Annotated in this window: 18 protein-coding genes; 10 read left to right on the top strand and 8 right to left on the bottom strand. The window is 67.4% G+C overall.

The features are described from left to right. The first annotated feature begins 27 nt into the window (after positions 1 to 27). The 4 genes from G342_RS0106875 to G342_RS0106860 all read left to right on the top strand — a co-directional run bounded on the left by G342_RS0106875 (position 28) and on the right by G342_RS0106860 (position 3,015). Positions 28 to 1,053, top strand: a complete 1,026-nt coding sequence (locus G342_RS0106875; RefSeq protein WP_018182379.1) for a zinc-binding dehydrogenase — start codon at positions 28 to 30, stop codon at positions 1,051 to 1,053. A gap of 4 nt (positions 1,054 to 1,057) precedes the next feature. After that, a complete protein-coding gene (locus G342_RS0106870; RefSeq protein ID WP_018182378.1) occupies positions 1,058 to 1,990 on the top strand; it encodes a lipid A biosynthesis lauroyl acyltransferase in 933 nt (310 codons plus the stop codon). Between the two features lie 95 nt (positions 1,991 to 2,085). Beyond that, positions 2,086 to 2,568, top strand: a complete 483-nt coding sequence (locus tag G342_RS0106865; RefSeq protein WP_018182377.1) for an MmcB family DNA repair protein — start codon at positions 2,086 to 2,088, stop codon at positions 2,566 to 2,568. A gap of 96 nt (positions 2,569 to 2,664) precedes the next feature. Then, positions 2,665 to 3,015, top strand: a complete 351-nt coding sequence (locus G342_RS0106860) for a RidA family protein (protein WP_018182376.1) — start codon at positions 2,665 to 2,667, stop codon at positions 3,013 to 3,015. Positions 3,016 to 3,094: 79 nt separating this feature from the next. Here the strand turns inward: G342_RS0106860 and G342_RS0106855 are convergent, their stop codons facing one another. Continuing rightward, positions 3,095 to 3,652: an ActR/PrrA/RegA family redox response regulator transcription factor gene (locus tag G342_RS0106855; protein ID WP_018182375.1), complete on the bottom strand. Its 558-nt coding sequence runs from the start codon at positions 3,650 to 3,652 to the stop codon at positions 3,095 to 3,097. Positions 3,653 to 3,787: 135 nt separating this feature from the next. Continuing rightward, the gene (locus G342_RS23510) at positions 3,788 to 5,158 is read right to left on the bottom strand and encodes an ActS/PrrB/RegB family redox-sensitive histidine kinase (protein WP_018182374.1); all 1,371 of its coding nucleotides are present in this window, start codon (positions 5,156 to 5,158) and stop codon (positions 3,788 to 3,790) included. A 219-nt stretch (positions 5,159 to 5,377) separates the two neighbouring features. Between G342_RS23510 and phaZ the strand changes: the two genes are divergently transcribed. The 4 genes from phaZ to G342_RS0106830 all read left to right on the top strand — a co-directional run bounded on the left by phaZ (position 5,378) and on the right by G342_RS0106830 (position 9,355). Beyond that, entirely contained in the window at positions 5,378 to 7,012 is a 1,635-nt protein-coding gene (gene phaZ, locus G342_RS0106845; RefSeq protein ID WP_018182373.1) for a polyhydroxyalkanoate depolymerase, read from the top strand. Between the two features lie 78 nt (positions 7,013 to 7,090). After that, positions 7,091 to 7,567 (top strand): DUF2852 domain-containing protein, encoded by a 477-nt coding sequence (locus G342_RS0106840; RefSeq protein ID WP_018182372.1) that lies wholly within the window; start codon positions 7,091 to 7,093, stop codon positions 7,565 to 7,567. A 92-nt stretch (positions 7,568 to 7,659) separates the two neighbouring features. After that, on the top strand, positions 7,660 to 8,421 hold the full coding sequence (locus G342_RS0106835) for a M48 family metallopeptidase (protein WP_018182371.1): 762 nt from the start codon (positions 7,660 to 7,662) through the stop codon (positions 8,419 to 8,421). A 64-nt stretch (positions 8,422 to 8,485) separates the two neighbouring features. Continuing rightward, on the top strand, positions 8,486 to 9,355 hold the full coding sequence (locus G342_RS0106830; RefSeq protein WP_018182370.1) for a sugar phosphate isomerase/epimerase family protein: 870 nt from the start codon (positions 8,486 to 8,488) through the stop codon (positions 9,353 to 9,355). A gap of 6 nt (positions 9,356 to 9,361) precedes the next feature. On the opposite strand, the gene G342_RS25205 is transcribed toward G342_RS0106830, so the two are convergent. Both G342_RS25205 and G342_RS23500 read right to left on the bottom strand, forming a co-directional pair. Further along, on the bottom strand, positions 9,362 to 10,036 hold the full coding sequence (locus tag G342_RS25205; RefSeq protein ID WP_018182369.1) for a DnaJ domain-containing protein: 675 nt from the start codon (positions 10,034 to 10,036) through the stop codon (positions 9,362 to 9,364). 171 nt (positions 10,037 to 10,207) lie between these two features. After that, the gene (locus tag G342_RS23500) at positions 10,208 to 13,099 is read right to left on the bottom strand and encodes a PBP1A family penicillin-binding protein (RefSeq protein WP_018182368.1); all 2,892 of its coding nucleotides are present in this window, start codon (positions 13,097 to 13,099) and stop codon (positions 10,208 to 10,210) included. A gap of 237 nt (positions 13,100 to 13,336) precedes the next feature. Between G342_RS23500 and G342_RS0106815 the strand changes: the two genes are divergently transcribed. Both G342_RS0106815 and polA read left to right on the top strand, forming a co-directional pair. Then, positions 13,337 to 13,876, top strand: a complete 540-nt coding sequence (locus G342_RS0106815) for a hypothetical protein (RefSeq protein WP_018182367.1) — start codon at positions 13,337 to 13,339, stop codon at positions 13,874 to 13,876. 97 nt (positions 13,877 to 13,973) lie between these two features. Then, the gene (gene polA / locus G342_RS0106810; protein ID WP_018182366.1) at positions 13,974 to 16,922 is read left to right on the top strand and encodes a DNA polymerase I; all 2,949 of its coding nucleotides are present in this window, start codon (positions 13,974 to 13,976) and stop codon (positions 16,920 to 16,922) included. A gap of 258 nt (positions 16,923 to 17,180) precedes the next feature. Here polA and G342_RS25200 read toward each other — a convergent pair whose 3' ends face one another. The 4 genes from G342_RS25200 to rpoN form a co-directional block, all read right to left on the bottom strand. After that, the gene (locus tag G342_RS25200) at positions 17,181 to 17,738 is read right to left on the bottom strand and encodes a DUF3833 family protein (protein WP_156830842.1); all 558 of its coding nucleotides are present in this window, start codon (positions 17,736 to 17,738) and stop codon (positions 17,181 to 17,183) included. 63 nt (positions 17,739 to 17,801) lie between these two features. Further along, positions 17,802 to 18,275 (bottom strand): PTS IIA-like nitrogen regulatory protein PtsN, encoded by a 474-nt coding sequence (gene ptsN, locus G342_RS0106800; RefSeq protein ID WP_018182364.1) that lies wholly within the window; start codon positions 18,273 to 18,275, stop codon positions 17,802 to 17,804. A 101-nt stretch (positions 18,276 to 18,376) separates the two neighbouring features. After that, positions 18,377 to 18,976 (bottom strand): ribosome hibernation-promoting factor, HPF/YfiA family, encoded by a 600-nt coding sequence (hpf, locus tag G342_RS0106795; protein ID WP_018182363.1) that lies wholly within the window; start codon positions 18,974 to 18,976, stop codon positions 18,377 to 18,379. A 274-nt stretch (positions 18,977 to 19,250) separates the two neighbouring features. Beyond that, a complete protein-coding gene (gene rpoN / locus G342_RS0106790) occupies positions 19,251 to 20,798 on the bottom strand; it encodes an RNA polymerase factor sigma-54 (protein ID WP_026304195.1) in 1,548 nt (515 codons plus the stop codon). Positions 20,799 to 20,865 lie beyond the last annotated feature (67 nt).

Below are 20,865 nucleotides of genomic sequence, written 5' to 3'. Positions count from 1 at the left end.
TGTTCAGAACGTCAGACCGGATATTTCATGCGCGCCCTCCAGCTGCTCGCCGACCGCAAGCTCTCGATCGTTGATGTCCCCATGGCCGCCGAGCCGGGTCCGGCCGAGGTGCGCGTCAAGATCGGCGCGGTGGCGCTGAACCACATCGACGTCTGGGGCTGGCGCGGCATGGCCTTCGCCAAGCGCAAGCTGCCGCTGACGGTGGGCGCGGAAGCCGCCGGCACGATCGAGAAGATCGGCGCCGACGTCGAGGGCCTGAAGGTCGGCCAGACCGTCGCCATCTACGGCGCCGAGACCTGCGGCACATGCCCGGCCTGCCATGCCGGCCGCGACAATCTCTGCGAGAACGTCGCCGGCGTGCGCGGCTTCCATGTCGACGGCCTCGCCTGCGACTATGTCACCCTGAAGGCCCGCCATGTCGTGCCGGCGCCGGAAGGTGTCTCGGTGCAGGCAGCGGCCTGCACGCCCATCACCTTCGGCACCGTGCAGCACATGCTGTTCGACAACGCCAAGCTCGAAGCCGGCCAGACCATCCTGATCCAGGCGGGCGGCAGCGGCATCGGCACGGCGGCGATCCAGCTCGCCAAGGCGGTCGGCGCCACGGTCATCACCACCGTCGGCAGCGATGACAAGGGCGAGAAGGCCAGGGCGCTCGGCGCGGACCACGTCATAAACTATCGCGAAGAGCGCTTCGAGGGCGTCGTCCGCAAGCTGACCAAGAAGCGCGGCGTCGACGTCGTGTTCGAGCATGTCGGCGTCGACACCTGGGCCGGCTCCGTCTTCTCGCTGAAGCGCGGCGGCACGCTGGTCACCTGCGGCTCGACGACGGGCATCTCGGCCGAGATCAACCTGTTCCAGCTCTACCAGCAACAGCTCCGCCTGATCGGCTCGTTCGGCTGCCGGATCGAGAACATCGCCCAGTCGCTCGCCAAGATCGCCGCCGGAGTCGTCAAGCCGGTGATCGACAGCACCGTGCCGTTCGAGAACATCGACGAGGCTCTGGACCGCATCGAGCAGCGCCAGGTGTTCGGCAAGATCATCGTCACGCTCTGATCCGATGGCCTCCAAGGCGCGCAACCCGTTCAAAGGCCTGACGCGCCGTATCACGCGCTCGAAGGCAGTCCATGCGACGATCGCCTTCGTCGTGCGCGGGCTGATCGTCGGCGTGCGCTCGCTCGGCGAAGAGCGGGCCGGCAAGGTCGCCTCGTCGGTCGCTCGCTTCATCGGCCGCTTCGTGCCCGAGACCAAGCTGGCGCGAGCCAATCTCGCCGCCGCCTTCCCGGAAAAGTCCGAAGCCGAGCGCGAGGCGATCGTCCAGGGCGTCTGGAGCAATCTGGGCTGCACGGTCGTCGAATATGTCTTCCTCGACAAGCTGGTCGACATCGACCCCGAGCGCCTCGGCGAGGGTCGGATCGACGTCGTCGGGGTCGAACACTTCCTCGCCATGCGCGACGACGGCAAGCCCGGCATCATCTTCTCGGCGCACCTGGCCAACTGGGAGATCCTCGCGGTCGTCGCCGCGCGCTTCGGCCTGCCGGTGGTGTCGCTGTTCCGCGCGCCCTCCAACAATGTCATCGCCGAGGACCTGCTGCAGCAGCGCGAGCAGATGATGGGCAAGCTGGTCGCCTCCGGCCGTGGCGCCACCTTCGAGGTCGGCGCGGCGCTCGATCGCGGCGAGCATCTCGGCATCCTGACCGACCAGCATCATCGTCGCGGTCCGCAAGTCCCGTTCTTCGGCCGGCCGATCTACGCCAACCCGCTCGTCGCCCGCCTCGCGCGCCACTATGACTGCCCGGTGCATGGCGCCCGCACCATCCGCTTGCCCGATGGCCGTTTTCGCGTCGAGCTGACGCCGCCGATCGAGATGCCGCGCGACGAAGAGGGCCTGATCGACGTCGACGCCGGCACCGCCAAGGTGATGGCGACCGTCGAGGGCTGGGTCCGCGAGCACCCCGAGCAGTGGCTCTGGCTGCACAATCGCTGGCGGTGAGCCAGCCGTATTGGCTCCCCGGGCTGTTTGAGCCCTCCAAATGGCCGAGGCCTCCCGCCCTTTAAATCGACACCGCGCCGTGGCAAACTCTGTTCATGGTTTATTCCCCTACCCTCGCCGTGCCGCGTGACGGTCGTCAATCGGACACAGCGCTCGCGATCCAACGCGGCGTCGGCCGGCTGTTTCGCGCACGCGGGCATGCGATCGTCACCGAGCTGGTGCTGGCGACCGGCCGCCGCGCCGACGTCATCGCGCTCGGCCCCGCCGGCGAGATCACCATCGTCGAGATCAAGTCGTCGATCGCCGACTTCCGCACCGACGGCAAATGGCCTGACTACGCGCCCTATTGCGACCGGCTGTATTTCGCCAGCCATGCCGGCGTGCCCGCCGAAATCTTCCCCGAGGCCGCAGGGTTGATCCTCGCCGACGCCTATGGCGCCGAAATCCTGCGCGAGGCACCCCATGCGCCGCTGGTCGCCGCCCGCCGCAAGGCAATGATGCTGCGCTTCGCCCAGGCCGCCGCCCACCGGTTGCACGGCCTGTTCGACCCCGATGCGGGCTTTCACGAAATCATCTGACCGTCCAACGGCTCCGGAACGTCGCGTCCGACCGGGCTTGAAGCCTCGGTCCGATCCCGATAGACGGGGACGGCCAATCTCAGAAGGGAAGTTTTCATGAGCATCATTCGTCGTATCCAGCCCGGTCCGCGCATGAGCGCAGGCGTCGTGCACGGCAACACCGTCTACCTCGCCGGCCAGGTCGGCAATCCGGGCGACGACGTCGCCAAGCAGACCCAGACCGTGCTCGACACCATCGACGCGCTGCTGGCCGAGGCCGGCACCGACAAGTCGCGCATCCTTTCGGCACAGATCTGGCTCGCCGACATGGCGAACTTCGCCACCATGAACACCGTCTGGGACGCCTGGGTCGACAAGGCAAACCCGCCGGCGCGCGCCACGGGCGAATCGAAACTCGCCACCCCGGCGCACCTGGTCGAGATCATCGTCGTCGCCGCTCTGCCGTAGGGCTGGCACGACCGATCCTGGACATGCGAACGGGCGCCGCGGCGCCCGTTTTCAATCCTGCGATCCAGTCCGGCCGATGTCAGCGCGGCGCGCGCTTGGCCAGGATCCGCTGCAGCGTACGACGGTGCATGTTGAGGCGGCGGGCCGTCTCGGAGACGTTGCGCTCGCACAGCTCGTAGACGCGCTGGATATGCTCCCAGCGGACGCGATCGGCCGACATCGGATTGTCGGGCGGCGCCGCGCGCTCGGTCGGGTCGCGCGTCAGGGCGGAAAACACTTCGTCGGCATCGGCTGGCTTGGCGAGATAGTCGACGGCGCCGAGCTTCACGGCGGTGACGGCGGTGGCGATGTTGCCATAGCCGGTCAAAACGACCATGCGCGATTCAGGCCGGCGCTTGCGGATCAGTTCGATCACGTCGAGGCCGTTGCCGTCCTCCAGCCGCATGTCGACGACGGCGTAGGCCGGCGGCTTCTGGTCGACCTTGCGCATGCCTTCGGCGACGCTGTCGGCTGTATCGACGGTAAAGCCGCGAGCTTCCATCGCCCGGGCAAGGCGCTGCAAGAAGGCCTTGTCGTCATCGACGATGATGAGCGAGGAGTCCGTTCCGGACAGGCCGGCCGTTTCTAAGTCTGTCATAGACGTTTAACTCCGCCCCTCCCCAGGTTTTTCTTTTCCTTCCAGAGCGGGTTATAGGCATCCGAAGCCGCCCCGCCAAGGCCGTCCTGCAACCAAGATGGTCAAAACCGCGCGCTATTGGCCATTCTTGCCGCATTAACCATGCGCTTCCGCCTGCGCCTCATCCTGGAACAGCGCCCTCGGCTGGCTGGCGGGGCTGATGCGGTCCATCGCGTCGCGCGGCCAGACGATGCGCACGATGGCGCCATGCGCCGGCGCCTCGCGGTTGGAGAGGTCGATTTTGGCACCGGTCCGCTCCAACAGCGTCTTGGCGATGAAGAAGCCGAGCCCGAGCCCGCCCGCTTCATGATCCTCGCTCGCCTCGGCGGTCGGCGCCCGCGTCGTCACATAGGGCTCGCCGATATGGTCGATCACTTCGGAGGCGAAGCCCGGGCCGTCATCGGCGACCACAATCGTCACGCTGTCGGGCGACCAGGACGCCGTGATCTCGACGGTCGTCTCGGCGAAATCGACGGCGTTCTCGACCAGATTGCCGAGGCCGTAGAGGATCGCCGGGTTACGTCGGCCTACCGGTTCGCTGCCGCTCTCGCTCTCGAGCTTGACCCGGATGTCGATGCCCGCCTCGGCATGCGGCTCGACCACTTCCGACAGCAAATGGCTGACCGGCAGGCGGTCGATGTGCTGGTCGGACTCGGTCGACAGCGAGGTCAGCTTGCCGAGAATGTCGCGGCAGCGCTGCGACTGGCTGCGCAGGAGGGCGATGTCCTCGGCATAGGGGCTGTCGGGCGGCAATTCGCGCTCGAGCTCCTTGGTGACCAGGACGATGGTGGCAAGCGGCGTGCCGAGTTCGTGCGCGGCGGCGGCAGCGAGGCCGTCGAGGGCGGAGAGATGCTGCTCGCGCGCCAACACCAGCTCCGTTGCCATCAGCGCATCGGCCAGTTGGCGCGACTCCTCCGCCACGCGAAACGCGTAGACGCCCATGAACACGACCGAACAGGTCAGCGCCACCCAGACGCCGAGGATGTAGAGGAAGGGCAGCGCGATGAAGGCGCCCGCCGCCCAGGGCAGCGGCATGTGCCAGAGGCCGAGCACCGTGACGGCGACGATCACCAGCCCGCCCAGCATCACGGTGAGGCGCGGCGCCAGCGTGGTCGCCGACACCATGACCGGCACCAGGATCAGGATCGCGAACGGGTTCTGCAAGCCGCCGGTGAGGAACAGCAGCACCGACAGCTGCAGCACGTCATAGCCGAGCAGCAGCGCCGCCGTCCGCCCCTTCAGGCGCAGGCTGGACGGATAGCGGATCTTGATGAAGAGATTGAGCCAGGCCGACAGCGCGATCGCTGCCAGGCACAGGCCGATCTGCATGGGGAAATCGAGCCAGAACCGCACGGCGACGACGCTGGCCGTCTGGCCGGCGATCGCCAGCCACCGGAGCCGCACCAGCGTATCGAGCTTGAGGCGCCTGCCCTCATAGTCATGCGATCGAAGCGCTTGCTCGGGCATTCTTACATCACCTGCAGTCTGATGGGTCGTTCTTGGGCCGGCTTATAGCATGGCAGGGCCCCGGACTGGCGAATTGACGCCAAATCGAACCGCCAACTCTTGCATCGGGGTGAAAATCATCCTTACATGCTGCATTGCACAAGGCTGGCCGCCGCCCCTACTGCCCGACGGAATACCCGGCCGGTCCGATCCCCAGGGGAGCGGCAGATGGACGGCATAATGGGTCCCTTGTCTTATTATGAGCTTTACGAATTGAACCATGCCGCGATGTCGCCCATGCGGGCGGCCGCCGACATGTTCAGCCTGCTTCTGAAAAGCCCGTTGAACCCGATCAGCCAGACGCCGCTCGGCCGCAACTGGCAGGCCGGGCTGGAACTGTTCGAACGCACCACGCGCCGCTACGCCAAGCCGAGCTTCGGCCTCGCCACCACGCTGGTCGGCGGCACGCGCGTCGCGGTCACCGAAAAGACGGTCTGGCGGAAGCCGTTCTGCGAACTGCTGCATTTCGAGCGCGCGCTGGAAAAGCCGCGCAAGGATCCGAAGCTGCTGATCGTCGCGCCGATGTCGGGCCACTATGCGACGCTGCTGCGCGGCACGGTCGAGGCGATGCTGCCCCGGCATGAGGTCTACATCACCGACTGGGTCGATGCGCGCATGGTGCCGCTCGCCGATGGCTCGTTCGATCTCGACGACTACATCGACTATCTCATCGAGATGCTGCATTTCCTCGGCGAGGACGTGCATGTGGTTGGCGTCTGCCAGCCGGCGGTGCCGGTGATCGCCGCCGCCGCCCTGATGGAGGCGGCGGGCGACCGCTTGGCGCCGCGCTCGATGACGCTGATGGGCGGGCCGATCGACACCCGCATCAATCCGACCGCCGTCAACGAACTCGCCACCGGCAAGAGCCTCGACTGGTTCGCCGAGAATGTCGTGATGAAGGTGCCCTTCCCGCACCCCGGCGCGCTGCGCGACGTCTATCCGGGATTCCTGCAACTCTCCGGCTTCATGGGCATGAACCTCGACCGCCATGTCACGGCGCATCAGGACCTGTTCAAGCATCTGGTCGAGGGCGACGGTGATAGCGCCGACAAGCACCGCGACTTCTACGACGAATACCTCGCCGTGATGGACCTGACGGCCGAGTTCTATCTGCAGACCGTCGACACCGTGTTCATCCAGCAGGCGCTGCCGAAGGGCACGATGACCCATCGCGGCGTGCCGGTCGATTTGACGGCGATCCGCAACATCGCGCTTCTGACCGTCGAGGGCGAGAACGACGACATTTCCGGCGTCGGCCAGACCGAGGCGGCGCAGCATCTGTGCACCAACATCCCGGCCGACATGCGGGCGCATTACGTGCAGCCGAAGGTCGGCCACTACGGCGTTTTCAACGGCTCGCGCTTCCGCGCCGAGATCGCGCCGCGCATCAGCGATTTCGTGCTGACCCACAACCAGCCGCGCCGCGCCGCGCCGGCGACGACGCCGTCCGAGGCGGCGGCGCCGAAGCCGGTGGTCGCGAAGTCAGCGGGCAGACCGGCCCCGGTCGGCATTGCGGCGCCAAAGCCGGTTGTCGCGAGGGCCCGGCCGAAAGTCGTTGCCGCCGAGAAGGCGTCGCCGGCCACGCCGGCCGACGACCTGAAACGCATCGCCGGCATCGGGCCGAAGCTGGAGGCGAGCCTGAACGCCGCCGGCATCGTCCGCCTGGCGCAGCTGGCCCGGCTGACGGCCAAGCAGGCGACCGCGCTAGACGCCAGGCTCGGGCTGCGGGGCCGCATCGGCCGGGACGACTGGATCGGCCAGGCGAAGCGCCTGCTGGCCGCGACGGAAGCCTCCGACAGGATCACATCGGGCTAGGTTTCCGGTTTTCTCTTGAATCGCGATCCGACCTTTCCCACTTCCGTTGCGTTGGGGGTGCGAGAGAGGAAAGGTTCCATGTCCCATACTCAGGCCTTGCGTCCGGGATGGACGCCGCTCACCATCGCGTTGATGGTCCTCGGCTTCTTCGTGTTCTGGCCGCTCGGCCTCGCCATGCTCGCCTACATCATCTGGGGCGACAGGCTGCCCGAGTTCCGCCGCAACGCGGAAGGCGTGCGCGATGATTTCAAGCGCTCCTTCGCCGGTTGCGGCTGGCGGGGCGGGCGTGAGAACCGCTCGACCTATTACAGCCAGAGCGGCAATGCCGCTTTCGACGACTATCGCGCGGCCGAACTGAAGCGGCTCGACGAGGAGCGTCGCAAGCTCGAGGAAGAACGCGCCGAATTCGACAATTTCGTCCGCAACCTGCGTCGCGCCCGCGACCAGGAGGAGTTCGACCGCTTCAAGGCCGAGCGCGACGCGGCCCGCCGCGACACCAACCCTGCCGGCCCGACGTCTGGCCAGCGCGACAGCGGTCCGATCATCGACCTCTGATCTCCGCCACGATCGATTGGGAGGGGCCGCCTCAGGGCGGCCCTTTTTCGTGCCATGATCGAACGACGAATCACTCGATACTGACTGAACGCATGGGTTTTCTTTCCCGCCTCACGCAGGCTTCGAAGCGCGCCGCGCCGGCCAAGCCGGACCATTGCCATGTCGAGATCGACGGCGCACCCGTGCGGGTGGCGCTGCTCTGGAACGACCGGGCGCTGCGCTACACGCTGCGCCTGCGCGGCTCGGTCCGCGAACCCGTCGTCACCATCCCGGCGCGCGGCAAGCTGGCGGAGGCGCGCGACTTTCTCGAGCGTCATCGCGGCTGGCTGCGGGCCCGCCTCGCGGCGTTGCCGGCGGCGACGCCGATCGTCGATGGCGGCTGGATCCCGCTGCGCGGCGAGCCGCACCGCATCGTCCACCATGCCGGGCGCGGCCTGGTGCGGATCGACCAGCACGAAGGCGAGCGGCGCCTGCTCGTCACCGGCAGCGTCGAGCACCTCCCCCGCCGCGTGACCGATTTCCTGAAGCGCGAGGCGCGCCGCGACCTCGAGGCGGCGACCGCGCGCCATGCCGCGACGCTCGGCGTCAAGGTCAAGACGGTTCGCCTCGGTGATCCGACCAGCCGCTGGGGCTCCTGCTCCTCGACCGGAACGATCGCCTATTCCTGGCGCATGATCATGGCGCCGCCCGCCGTGCTCGACTATCTCGCCGCGCATGAGGTGGCGCATCTGCGCGAAATGAACCATTCCGACCGTTTCTGGCGCCACGTCGCCGCGATCTGCCCCGGCATGGACGAGGCCAAGGCCTGGCTCAACCGGCACGGCGCGTCGCTGCACGCCGTCGGCGCCGACTGATATCCGCCATGTACCGCGCCACCTCCCCGCGCCACGATTTCCAGCAGAGGCACCGGACCGACCGATGAAACAAGACAGCACGACCCACGGGACGTCGCCGGCGCTGGCGATTTCGAGCTGGAGCCTGCACCGGGCGCTCGGCCTGACCTTCCCGAACCGGCCCGATCATGATGTCGAGGCCGTCGCCGAGCCGACCTATGGTCCCGGCCGGCTGACGCTGCTCGACATGCCGCGCGCCGTGGCCGCCCTCGGCATCGACCGCATCGAGGTCTGTTCGTTCCATGTTCCACGTCGCGACGCCGGCTACGCCGCCGCCTTCCGGGCGGCGCTGGCCGAGGCCGGCGTCACGCTGCAGACGCTGCTGATCGAATATGGCGACATCACCGATCCGGCGACGCGTGAGCGCGATCTCGCCTGGATGGAAAGCTGGATCGACACGGCCGCCCAGTTCGGCGCCGAGCAGGCGCGCGTGATTGCCGGGCGCAGCCAGCCAAGCCGCGAGGCGCTCGACATGAGCATCGCCGGCCTGACCCGGCTCGGCCATTATGGCGAGGCGCGCGGCGTCCGCGTCGTGACCGAGAACTGGTTCGAGCTTCTGCCGGGGCCGCGCGAGGTCCGCTACCTGTTCGATCGCCTCGACGAAACGGTCGGCCTCAACGGCGATTTCGGCAATTGGTCGGGTGAAGGCAAATATGCCGATCTGGAAGCGATCTTCGACCTCGCCATCTGCTGCCACGCCAAGGCAGATTTCAGCGGCGGCGTGTTGCAGGCCGAGGACTATCGCCGCTGCCTGGACGCCGCCGACGCTGCCGGCTTCCGTGGCCCGTACACGCTGATCTATGACGGCCCCGACGCGGACGAATTCCGCAACCTGCTGGTCGAGCGCGACTTCATCCGCCAGTACTACGCCCGGGCGCGCGCCAGCGCCGGATAGGCGGGTTCAGCGGACGAGGTTGAGCGTCCTGGTTCCCGGCTTCGGCGGGGTCGGCTTCGGCGGCTCCGCGGCCTTGGGCGGCTCGGGCGGCTTCGGCGGGGCGGGCCGTGGCGGCTCGAAATCGAAGGTGTAGTCGGCCAAGAGCTCGATCGCCTTGGCGAACACCGCTTCCTCGCGCCGGGTCTTTTCCGCCATCTCGCGGGTATCGGCGGCGCGGCGCTCCAGCGCCTTGCGGATGACGTTGTCGCCGGACTGGCGACGGAAGCGGGCAGCCATCGCTTCGGCGCGCTTCGCCTGCTTCTCGAGCTTGCGGATGCCGGCGCCGATATCGCCCTTCTGCTTGGTCAGCGTGTCGCGGATCGGCGCGATCAGATCGACCGCCTCGAACGGCAGGTCGCTCTCCAGTACGGAAACCACCAGCGCCTGGATCCGCTCCATGGCACGGCCGGCGATGTCGTCGGCGGCGAGCTCGCCCTCATAGCCGGTCTCGTCATAGGCCTTGCGGCGCTCGGGATCCGACAGGATGGCATAGGCATGCGACAGCGCGTGGAAGGCCGCGGCGGTGCCACCGGCATCCGGATGCGCGTCACGGGCGCGCTGGCGATAGGCCTTGTCGATCTCGGCCGGCGTCGCACCGGGCTCAATGGCCAGCTCGCTGTAGAGACTGCGCTTGTCGGCCATTGCCGGAAACTCCCTGGGCAGGGTGCGCATGCATCCCCGGGCGACGATGCACGCCGCGAAACGAAGCACCACGAAGGCGCGGCGGCGTCACTATCCACGCCCTGCCGACAATGTCCACCATTGTCGAACGCCGGCAGGCCGGAATGCGGAGGGAGGCGGTTCGGCGGCCGTTCAGCCGCCGAACAGCCGGTCGATCAGGTTGCGGCGATGCGGACGCGCCTGATAGACCCCGGCCTGGCCGTCCTCGCCAACGCCGGCCGGCGGCATCGGGGCGCCACGCTCGACGCCATAGTCGGGATCGCCGTCGCGGTAGATGCGGGCGCCAGCCGGCGGCTCCTGATAGTCGCCGTCGCTCCAGCCATTCCCCGTTTCGGGATCGGCGTAGCCGCCATACTGGCCGCCATTGTCGGCCCGGCCGACCGGCGGCCCGCCCTGATTCGGATCGCGCCCCTGCGCCTGGCCCTGCCCCAACGCCCGGCCATCGGCCGGCGGCTGCAGATATTGCGGCTGGCCCGACGGCTGGTATTGCGGCTGCTGGCCGCCGCCGCCGACCACCTGGCCGTATTCGTCGACGAGGCCGCCCTGTACGGTCGACTGGCCGTCGAACTCGGTCGGCGTCTCCTGGAAGCTGTCGGGATCGCGATAATTGTAGTTGCCCGGCAAGGCCGCGACGGTGACGCCCTTATGCGCCTCGGTCATGAAGCGCTGCCAGATCTGCGCCGGCAGGCTGCCGCCGGTCATGCGCTTGGTCGGCTTCGAATCGTCATTGCCGAGCCAGACGCCGGTGGTGAGGTTGGCCGTGTAGCCGACGAACAGCGCGTCCTTGGAATCGTTGGTGGTGCCGGTCTTGCCCGCCGCCTGCCAGCCGGCGATCGCCGCCTTGCGGCCGGTGCCGCGCTGCAGCGTGTCGGTCAGCATGCTGTTCATCATGCCGACATAGAACGGATCGATCACCTGGCTCGCCGCCGCGCCCGGCCGCTCGTACAGAGTCTTGCCATCGACGTTCTTGACCCGGGTGATCACATGCGGCGGCGCCGAATAGCCGCCATTGGCGAACGGCACATAGGCGTCTGTGAGCTCCAGCAGGCTGACCTCGGAGGTGCCAAGCGCCAGCGACGGGTTCGGCTGCAGCGTCGAGGTGATGCCGAGCCGCTCAGCCGTCTTGATGACGCGGTCGGGACCGACTTCGTTGGCAAGCTGCACGGCGATGGTGTTGATCGACAGCGCCAGCGCCGACTGCAGCGTCACCGGCCCCTTGAACTGCTTGCTGTAGTTCTTCGGCTCCCAATTGCCGATCCGGGTCGGTTCGTCGACACGGATCGATTCCGGCACCAGGCCGTACTCGAGCGCTGTCAGAAAGACGAAAGGCTTGAACGCCGAGCCCGGCTGACGCTTGGCCTCGACAGCGCGGTTGAACTGGCTCTTCTGGTAATCGCGGCCACCGACCAGCGCGCGCACCGCGCCGGTGCCATCGATCGCCACCAGCGCACCCTGCGACACGCCGAACGACTTGCCGCTCTTGTCGAGCGCCTCGGTCAGGGCCTGGCCGGCCGCCGCCTCCAGATGCGGATCGATCGTCGTCTCGACGACGACGTCCTGCTCCAGCGCGCCGACGACGTCGGGCACCAGATCGGCGACCCAGTCGGCGACATAGCGGCCAGCGCCGCCTTCCGCCTCCGGCTTCGCCTTGATGGTGATCGCGGCCGCTTCCTTCTGCTGCGCGGTCGTGATGAAGCCGGCCTCGCGCATGGCACCGAGCACGACATTGGCGCGGGAATTCGCCGCCGCCGGATTTCGCGTCGGCGCATAGGTCGAGGGCGCCTTCAGGAGGCCGGCGAGAATGGCCGCTTCCTTCAGCGAGATATCGCGGGCCGACTTGCCGAAATAGCGCCGCGACGCGGCATCGACGCCATAGACGCCGGCGCCGAGATAGACGCGGTTCAGGTAGGATTCCATGATCTGCGCCTTGGAGTATTTGCTCTCCAGCCACAGCGCCATGATCGCTTCCTGGATCTTGCGATCGAGGCTGCGTTCCGGCGTCAGGAACAGGTTCTTGGCCAGCTGCTGCGTCACCGTCGAGCCGCCCTGGACGACGTCGCCGGAGCGGAAATTGACATAGGCCGCGCGCAGAAGGCCGAACGGGTCAACGCCGAAATGGCTGTAGAAGCGGCGGTCCTCGATGGCGATGACCGCCTGGCTCAGATAGGGCGGCAATTCGTCGATCCGGACCGATTCACCGCCGGTATCGCCGCGATTGGCGATCAGCGAGCCGTCATTGGCCAGCACCTTGATGTTGGGCGGCCGCTTCGGCACGGCCCAATTGGCCGTCGACGGCAGCTGGGTGGCGAAATAGGCGATGGTGCCGCCGACCGCCACCGTGCCCCAGAACATCAGGATCAGCGCCCATTTGAGGCTACCACGGAGGAACCGGCCGAGACCGGAGCCACTGGCACGCTTGCGGCCGCGCGCGCGCCCCTTCTTGCGGGTCGGCGCTTTGCCGCGACGGGATCTGGATCGGCGGGAATCAGCCATGGGGTCATCTTCATCGAGATCGATGAATTCCGCATCCTCTATGTCAGCGTCGAAAGGCTCCGGTTCCGCAGCCCGGACACGCCGTTCGGCGGCGCCGAGTTCCGGCTCGCGGCGGTCGCGCCCCGGGCGCTCCGAACGACCGGCGGGCGCTTCCAGCTTGGGTGCGGCCTCAGGCGCGCGCCGGCCGCGCGGGCGGTTCGTCGCGTCTTCCTGTGCCGGTTCGCTCCAGCGCGGCTCTTCGCGGCCCGGCTCGTCCCAGCGGGGTTCGTCCCGCCCCATGGCATCGTCGCCAAAGCCCGGCTCGCTCCGCTCCTCGGCGGCGCGCTCCCCGCGCTTCGATCTGTCCTTTGATCGGTCCTTGGGCCGGTCGATCGGCGGTTCGGCGCGCTCGCGGCCGAAGCGCTGCTCGCCACGGCCGCCGGCGGGACGATCGTCCTCGCCGAGCCGGATGTCGAACGCGCTCGACTCCGTCTCCTGCGGCTTGTCGAGCACCGGTTCGATCCGATCTCGCCCCGGAATCGGTCTCGCCATACTGGTTTCGTCTTCCACACAAAGGTCAAAAAAGCGCTAATCGCGCAGGATCTGGGCCCCGAATGCCCGATGAATACGGCGATTTGAGGGGAATTGCCTGCCCCCTCGGAGCCATCGCCGGTGCCGGCGACGGCTCGTCCACAACCCGCGCGATCCGTGTGATCCGCTTAACAGCGCCGGGAACCCTTTGCTGCGACATTTCGTTACGGAAATGAGAGATATCCGGAGAAGGCGGCAATGGCACAGGCAGCGCAGACCGAAAACGCCCAGCGGAAGACCGTCCGGCTCGCCGCGACGATGGCGCTGAGCACGACGCTCGTCCTGTTCGTCGGCGGCAAGACCTCCTTCGATTCCGCGACCGCGCTCGCCACCCTGACGCCGATCGCCCTGCTGGCGCTGTCCTACATCACCGGCGCGCTCGCCGCCACCAGCGTCACCGCCCTGTCCCGCCGCCCGATCCTCGGCGCCGCGGCTCTGACAGGCCTGGCGCCGTTCGCCCCGATCCTGCCGCCCGCCGAGGATTGGGCGCTGTTCGCCGCCTTCGTCATCTTCGGCCTGCTGACGGCGTCGAGCCTGCGCGCCATCGTCGCCGCCTTCGCCCGCGAGAGGCTGGCGAGCCTCGGCGGCGCCTTCGGCCTCGGCCTGATCGTCGCCATCGCCGCCGCCGCCGGTCTCGCCGCCGGCCCGCTGATGCAGATGGTGCTCGCCCTCAGCGGCATCACCGCCTGCCTGGCCGTTGCCAGCGTCGTCGCGACCGTTCCGGCCACCATTCGCTAGCTGTTCAGCGTTGCGTGGCAGCGGAATGGCAGCAGAACCGCCTGCCATCGCCACGCATGCTGTAGCCAAATCGGATGCTCGCGGGCATAGTCCGCGCATGTCAGACACGCTCGCTCCCGCCATCGTCTCCCGTCCCGTCCAGAAGGGAGACCACGTCTTCCTGGTCGACGGTTCGTCCTATATTTTCCGCGCCTACCACGCGCTGCCGCCGTTGACGCGCAAGTCGGACGGCCTGCCCGTCGGCGCCGTCGCCGGCTTCTGCAACATGCTGTGGCGGCTGCTCAAGGAAGCGAACGAGGCGGGCGTCAAGCCGACCCATCTGGCCGTCATCTTCGACCACTCCTCCACCACGTTCCGCAATGCGCTCTACGACAAGTACAAGGCGCAGCGGCCCGAGCCGCCAGAGGACCTGCGGCCGCAATTCGGCCTGATCCGCCACGCGGTCTGCGCCTTCAACGTGCCGTCGATCGAGATGGAAGGCTTCGAGGCCGACGATCTGATCGCCACCTACACCAAGCAGGCCGTCGCCGCCGGCGCCGACGTCACCATCGTCGCCTCCGACAAGGACCTGATGCAGCTGATCGAGCCGGGCGTATTGATGCTCGACACGATGAAGGGCAAGACGATCGGCCGCGACGAGGTGATCGAGAAATTCGGCGTGCCGCCGGAGAAGGTCGTCGACGTGCAGGCGCTGGCCGGCGACTCCGTCGACAACATTCCCGGCGTCCCCGGCATCGGCATCAAGACGGCGGCGCAGCTGATCGAAACCTATGGCGATCTCGAGACGCTTCTGCAGCGCGCCGGGGAGATCAAGCAGCCGAAGCGGCGCGAGGCGCTGATCGCCAATGCCGAGCTGGCGCGCATCTCGATGCAGCTGGTCACCCTCGACCGCGACGTGCCGGTCAACGAGCCGATCGACCGGCTCGGCGTCCGTCCGGTCATCGGCGAACAGCTGATCTCGTTCCTGAAGGCGATGGAATTCACGACGCTGACCGGCCGCGTCGCCGCGGCGACGGGCGTCGAATCCGGCGCCGTCGAGGCGGATGGCGCGCTGATCGCCAGGGGACGCGACACGGGAGCGGCGGCGGCCCCGGCGATCGGCCCCGACGGCACGCCGCAGCCGGCGATCGAGGATATTGGCGGCCTGACGCCGGCCGGCCTCGCCGCCGCCCGCGCCAGCGCCGTCAAGGCGATCCCCTTCGACCATTCGCACTACGAGACCATCACCTCGGAGGAACGTCTCTGGGCCTGGATCGCGCGCGCCACCGAGCTCGGCGTCGTCGCCGTGGACACCGAGACCACCTCGCTCGACCCGATGCAGGCCGAGCTGGTCGGCGTTTCGCTCGCCGTCGCGCCGAACGAGGCCTGCTACATCCCGCTCGCACATCGCGGCGAGGGCGACGGGCTGTTCACGGAAGGGCTCCTGCCCGGCCAGATCGAGATCCGCACCGCGCTCGCGCTGCTGAAGCCGCTTCTGGAAGACCGCGCCGTGCTCAAGGTGGCGCAAAACCTCAAATATGACTGGCTGGTGCTGGCCCGCCACGGCATCGACGTCGCGCCTTTCGACGACACCATGCTGATGTCCTATGTGCTCGACGCCGGACGCGGCACGCATGGCATGGATCCGCTTTCGGAGAAATGGCTCGGCCACAAGCCGATCTCCTTCGACGACGTCACCGGCAAGGGCAAGGCCCGCATCACTTTCGACCGCGTGCCGATCGACCGCGCCAGCGACTATGCCGGCGAGGATGCCGACGTCACGCTGCGCCTCTGGCAGGTGCTGAAGCCGCGCCTGGCCGCCGAGGGCATGTCGACCGTCTACGAGACGCTGGAGCGGCCGATGGTGCCGGTGCTCGCCTCAATGGAGCGGCGCGGCATCTCGATCGACCGGTCGATCCTGTCACGGCTCTCCGGCGAATTCGCCCAGAAGGCCGGCGCGCTGGAGGCCGAGATCCAGGAACTGGCCGGCCAGCCCTTCAATGTCGGCTCGCCGAAGCAGCTCGGCGACATCCTGTTCGGCGTGATGGGCCTGCCCGGCGGCACCAAGACGGCGACTGGTGCATGGGCGACCGGCGCCAGCATCCTGGAGGACCTGGCCGAGCAGGGCTACGAGCTGCCGCAGAAAATCCTCGACTGGCGCCAACTGACCAAGCTGCGCTCGACCTATACCGACGCGCTGCCGACCTATCTGAACGCCGAGACGAAGCGTGTTCACACCTCCTACGCGCTGGCGGCGACGACGACAGGCCGCCTGTCCTCGTCCGAGCCGAACCTGCAGAACATTCCGGTCCGCACCGAGGCGGGGCGCAAGATCCGCGCCGCCTTCATCGCCGAGCCCGGCCACAAGCTGGTCTCGGCCGACTATTCGCAGATCGAGCTGCGGCTGCTGGCCGAAATCGCCGATATCCCGCAGCTGAAAACCGCCTTTTCCGAGGGCATCGACATTCACGCGCTGACGGCGTCGGAAATGTTTGGCGTACCGGTCGAGGGCATGCCGGCCGACGTGCGCCGGCGCGCCAAGGCGATCAATTTCGGCATCATCTACGGCATCTCGGCCTTTGGCCTGGCCAACCAGCTGTCGATCGCCCGCGAGGAAGCCGGCGCCTATATCAAGCGCTATTTCGAGCGCTTCCCCGGCATCCGCGACTACATGGAAGAGACCAAGCGGATCTGCCGCGACGTCGGCTATGTGACGACCCTGTTCGGTCGCCGCTGCCACTATCCCGAGATCACCTCGAAGAACGCCTCGATCCGCGCCTTCAACGAGCGCGCCGCCATCAATGCGCGGCTGCAGGGCACCGCCGCCGACATCATCCGCCGCGCCATGATCCGCGTCGAGCCGGCACTGCAGGACGCGGGCCTCAACGCCCGCATGCTGCTGCAGGTGCATGACGAACTGATCTTCGAAGTGCCCGAGGCCGAGGTCGAGCCGACGCTGGCGCTGGTCACCCGCGTGATGGAGAACGCGCCCTCGCCCGCGGTCGCCCTCAGCGTACCGCTCAACGTCGACGCCCGCGCCGCCGACAATTGGGACGAGGCGCACTAGCCCCACCTGGCATCCCCTCCCCTTTGTGGGTAGGGTTAGGGAGGGGGTACCGACTCCGCCCCTTCCGAGAGAAACGGTTCGAAGATCGTTCTCCGCACCGAGGTGACACCCCCACCCCGCCCTCGCCAAAAGGGGGAGGCAGAAGGAGGGGCGCGTTGCGGAGGTCTGTATGCCGCCTCGGAGCCCGGTGGGAGCCAAGCCCTTCCCTAGGGAGAGGCTTGAACCGAGCCTGGACCTCAGGGAGCCGAATGGCCGGCCCTATCGCCGGGCCGTCTCCTGGACGCGGCCGCGCTTGCGGTCGACCTTCTGGCGCTTGAAGGTGACGTCAACCGAGCCGACCTTCATGCCGAGCGTCGAGATCACACCATTGTTGGTGATGGTGTCACGGCCCGTGCGCCGGATCGTGTCCTCGAAATGCAGCTGGAGCTTGCCGCCGTCCTTGCCCCGCGTGATCAGGTCGTAGGACATGCGGATGCGGTCGTCCTCGACACGGACGGCGGCCTCGCCGACGACGTCCTGGCGCGTGCCGACATAGGTATCGGGGCCAGTGCGACGGAAGCGCCAGGTGCGGCGGTCGATCGCGCCATTGTCGAAGCGGAAGACCTGGTCGAGGATGAAGTGCTCGCCGCTGCGCCGTCCCTTGGTGGTGACGACGAAGCCGCGATCGACGCCGGCGATGCGGCTCTTGAAACGGCCAACGCCGGTGGCCTGGCCGCGAAACGCTTCTTCCAGCGTTTGTCCCGCCGCGACCACGGATCCGCCCGCATCGCATGCGAGAAGCATCAGCAGGCCGGCGAGACTATGCACGATCTTCATGGAAAGGCCCCCGGCGCGCGCCAAAGTCACGCGGGGGCACTCTAGCTCGACTTTGCGGTGGCGTCAGCCCGTCACGACATTTGCCGCGGTGCAGCTTTCCGTCAGCACGGCATAGAGGGCCGCCTGGTCGCCGGAAGCGCGCAGCTTGTTGGCGAGGCCGGGCTCGCGCAGCAGGCGGGCAATGCGGGCGAGCGCCTTCAGGTGGTCCGCGCCGGCGTTTTCCGGCGCCAGCAGCAGGAAGATCAGGTCGACCGGCTGGTCATCAAGCGATTCGAAATCGATCGGCTTGGGCAGGCGGGCGAAGATGCCATGAATGCGCGTCAGCGCCGCCAGCTTGCCATGCGGGATAGCGATGCCGTTACCGACACCGGTCGAGCCAAGGCGTTCACGCTGCAGCAGGGTGTCAAAGATCTGCCGTTCGTCGAGACCGGTCAGTTTCGCGGCCTTTTCGGCCAGTTCCTGAATCGCCTGCTTCTTGCCATTGGCTTTCAGGGCCGGGACGATGCCGTCCAGGCTTATAAGATCACTGAGGTCCATGACTTGGTTCAAAATGCCTCGGTTCAAACCTTTGGTCTAAGACCCGTCGTTTCGGCGCACTCCCCGAGCGCGCCGAAAGCTCTTTCCGACTTTACGCGGAATTAACTACCGACGGAATCCCCTTTGCCGGCCTGGGCCGGGTCGATCCACCCAATATTGCCGTCACGACGACGGTAGACGACGTTGACGCCGCCATGGCCAGCGTGTCGAAACACGACGACCTGCGATTCTGCGAGATCCATGGCCATCACCGCGCCCGAGACGGACATCATCCGCAGGGCCTTGGTTTCCTCGGCAATCACCATGGGCTTGTAGTCTACCGCCAGCTCTTCGTCCTCGTCCGGCGTCGCCGCGAGCACCGTATAGCTCGCCTCCGCATCCGCCGCGCCGTTGCGCTGGTCGTAGTAGTGATGATCCTTCAGCTTGCGCTTGTAGCGCCGCAACTGTTTCTCGATCCGCTCCGCCGCCTGCTCGAAGGTCGGATAAATCTCGTGGCCACGTCCTTCGGCGTGGAGATCAGCGCCACTATCGAGATGCAAAGCGCAATCGACGCGATAGCCCGTTCCATCGCGCTCGAGGACCACGCGCCCCGAATAGCCGCCAACAAAATATTTCCCAATCGCGTCGCCTAGCCGGCCTTCCACATGCGTGCGGTAGGCGTCGCTGATTTCGATATTCTTACCGGAGATGCGCAGAGACATGGACTTCTCGTACCCCTTGGTCGTCGTTGCGATCCGAGGCTCGCCCACCGCCTAGACGTCGAGCAGGCCTCGTCGGGCACGTCGCGTTCCGGCTCTTCCAAGGCCTACCAGACTTCGAACCGGGCTTCTCCGGCTCAGAGGCCCCGGCCGCCATTGGCGCCGCGCCCTTCTAGTGACAGCGTGCCGGGAAGTCAAGAAACCGCTCCCGGCAGGCGCCATCATGTCTTGGACTTGGTCATCCGTCGAGCCCAAGGCAAGGGTAGGCGCCTAAACTTTAAGTCACGAGAAGGGCTTGCTTTTCGCGCCGTCTTTGCACCGAAGACGGAATCCGCAACGCTTCGCGGTACTTGGCGACCGTGCGTCGGGCAATGTCGATGCCGCCATCACGCAAGATTTTGACCAGCGCGTCGTCGGAAAGAACATCCTCCACCGCTTCCGCGTCGATCAGTGCCTTGATGCGGTGGCGCACCGCCTCGGCGGAATGGGCCTCGCCGCCCTCGGAAGAGGCAATCGAGGCGGTGAAGAAATATTTCAGTTCGAACACGCCGCGCGGCGTCGCCATGTACTTGTTCGAGGTGACGCGCGACACGGTCGACTCGTGCATGGCGATCGCCTCGGCGACGGTCTTCAGGTTGAGCGGCCGGAGATGTGCGACGCCATGGGCAAGGAAGGCGTCCTGCTGGCGGACGATCTCGGTCGCCACCTTCAGGATCGTCTTGGCGCGCTGGTCGAGGCTCTTCACCAGCCAGTTGGCGGTCTGCAGGCAATCGGTCAGATAGGCGCGATCCTCGCCCTTCGAGCGGCGTGCCACGGTGGCGTAGTAGCTCTGGTTGACCAGGACGCGCGGCAGCGTGTCGGCGTTCAGGTCGATGCGCCAGCTGCCGTCCGGCGCCGCCCGCACCACGACATCCGGCACCACCGGCTGGATCGGGGCCGAGCCGAAGGCGCTGCCGGGCTTGGGATCGAGCGCGCGCAGCTCGCGCAGCATGTCGGCGAGATCCTCGTCGTCGACGCCGCAGAGCCGCCGCAGCAGGGCGAAATCGCGCCGCGCGACGAGATCCAGATGCCGGACCAGCGTCGCCATGGCCGGATCGAGCCGATCCCGCTCGCGGAGCTGGATCGCCAGGCACTCGGCCAGATCGCGGCCGCAGACGCCGGCCGGCTCGAAGCTCTGCAGGATCGCCAGCACCGCCTCCACCTCGGCCACCGGGGCGCCCAGGCGCGACGCGATGGCGTCGACGCTGCCGCGCATGTAGCCAGCCTCGTCGACCTCGTCGATCAGCGCCTGGCCGATCAGCCGGCGCATCGGATCGGTGACGGCGAGGCCGAGCTGGTCGCCGAGCAGGCCGGCCAGCGAACGCTGCTCGGCGACGAAGGCCTCGAGATTGTAGTCGTCGCTGCTGACCGCGTGGCGCTCCGACGGCATCGACCAGGGGTCGACCGGCGGCATGGCCGCGGCCTCGCCGGCGGCGGCGCCATGATCATCGGGAAAGACATTGGCGAGATCGGTGTCGAGACGCTCGGCGATGGCGTCCGGCGACACCTCCAGCCGGGTCTCCAGCCAGTCCGGCCGCTCCTCGGCGACATCCCTGGCGCTGGCGAGGTCCTCGGCCGCGTCGGCGCCGCTCTCCGACGGCAGGGCGATGCCGGCCAGGCCGTCGCGCTCGTCGCGCTCGAGCAGCGGATTGCGCTCGAGCTCGGCATCGACATAGGCGACGAGGTCGAGATTGGAGAGCTGGAGCAGCTTGATGGCTTGCATCAGCTGCGGCGTCATCACCAGCGACTGGCTCTGCCTCAGCAGGAGTTTCTGTGAAAGAGCCATGCTTCGGCGGCGGGTCCCAATGCGGCGCGGCAAGCCTTGGTACAAGACTTGCTTATTTCAGCCTTTT

Source organism: Kaistia granuli DSM 23481, assembly GCF_000380505.1.
Classification (GTDB): domain Bacteria; phylum Pseudomonadota; class Alphaproteobacteria; order Rhizobiales; family Kaistiaceae; genus Kaistia; species Kaistia granuli.
This window is presented reverse-complemented; position numbering and strand designations above follow the sequence as displayed.

Coding starts and splice junctions, on each gene's coding strand:
- G342_RS0106840 (WP_018182372.1), top strand. CDS start 7,091: ATGTCCCATACTCAGGCCTTGCGTCCGGGATGGACGCCGCTCACCATC.
- phaZ (WP_018182373.1), top strand. CDS start 5,378: ATGGGTCCCTTGTCTTATTATGAGCTTTACGAATTGAACCATGCCGCG.
- G342_RS25205 (WP_018182369.1), bottom strand. CDS start 10,036: ATGGCCGACAAGCGCAGTCTCTACAGCGAGCTGGCCATTGAGCCCGGT.
- G342_RS0106865 (WP_018182377.1), top strand. CDS start 2,086: ATGGTTTATTCCCCTACCCTCGCCGTGCCGCGTGACGGTCGTCAATCG.
- G342_RS23510 (WP_018182374.1), bottom strand. CDS start 5,158: ATGCCCGAGCAAGCGCTTCGATCGCATGACTATGAGGGCAGGCGCCTC.
- rpoN (WP_026304195.1), bottom strand. CDS start 20,798: ATGGCTCTTTCACAGAAACTCCTGCTGAGGCAGAGCCAGTCGCTGGTG.
- G342_RS0106855 (WP_018182375.1), bottom strand. CDS start 3,652: ATGACAGACTTAGAAACGGCCGGCCTGTCCGGAACGGACTCCTCGCTC.
- ptsN (WP_018182364.1), bottom strand. CDS start 18,275: ATGGACCTCAGTGATCTTATAAGCCTGGACGGCATCGTCCCGGCCCTG.
- G342_RS23500 (WP_018182368.1), bottom strand. CDS start 13,099: ATGGCGAGACCGATTCCGGGGCGAGATCGGATCGAACCGGTGCTCGAC.
- G342_RS25200 (WP_156830842.1), bottom strand. CDS start 17,738: ATGAAGATCGTGCATAGTCTCGCCGGCCTGCTGATGCTTCTCGCATGC.
- G342_RS0106875 (WP_018182379.1), top strand. CDS start 28: ATGCGCGCCCTCCAGCTGCTCGCCGACCGCAAGCTCTCGATCGTTGAT.
- G342_RS0106860 (WP_018182376.1), top strand. CDS start 2,665: ATGAGCATCATTCGTCGTATCCAGCCCGGTCCGCGCATGAGCGCAGGC.
- G342_RS0106870 (WP_018182378.1), top strand. CDS start 1,058: ATGGCCTCCAAGGCGCGCAACCCGTTCAAAGGCCTGACGCGCCGTATC.
- G342_RS0106815 (WP_018182367.1), top strand. CDS start 13,337: ATGGCACAGGCAGCGCAGACCGAAAACGCCCAGCGGAAGACCGTCCGG.
- G342_RS0106835 (WP_018182371.1), top strand. CDS start 7,660: ATGGGTTTTCTTTCCCGCCTCACGCAGGCTTCGAAGCGCGCCGCGCCG.
- hpf (WP_018182363.1), bottom strand. CDS start 18,976: ATGTCTCTGCGCATCTCCGGTAAGAATATCGAAATCAGCGACGCCTAC.
- G342_RS0106830 (WP_018182370.1), top strand. CDS start 8,486: ATGAAACAAGACAGCACGACCCACGGGACGTCGCCGGCGCTGGCGATT.
- polA (WP_018182366.1), top strand. CDS start 13,974: ATGTCAGACACGCTCGCTCCCGCCATCGTCTCCCGTCCCGTCCAGAAG.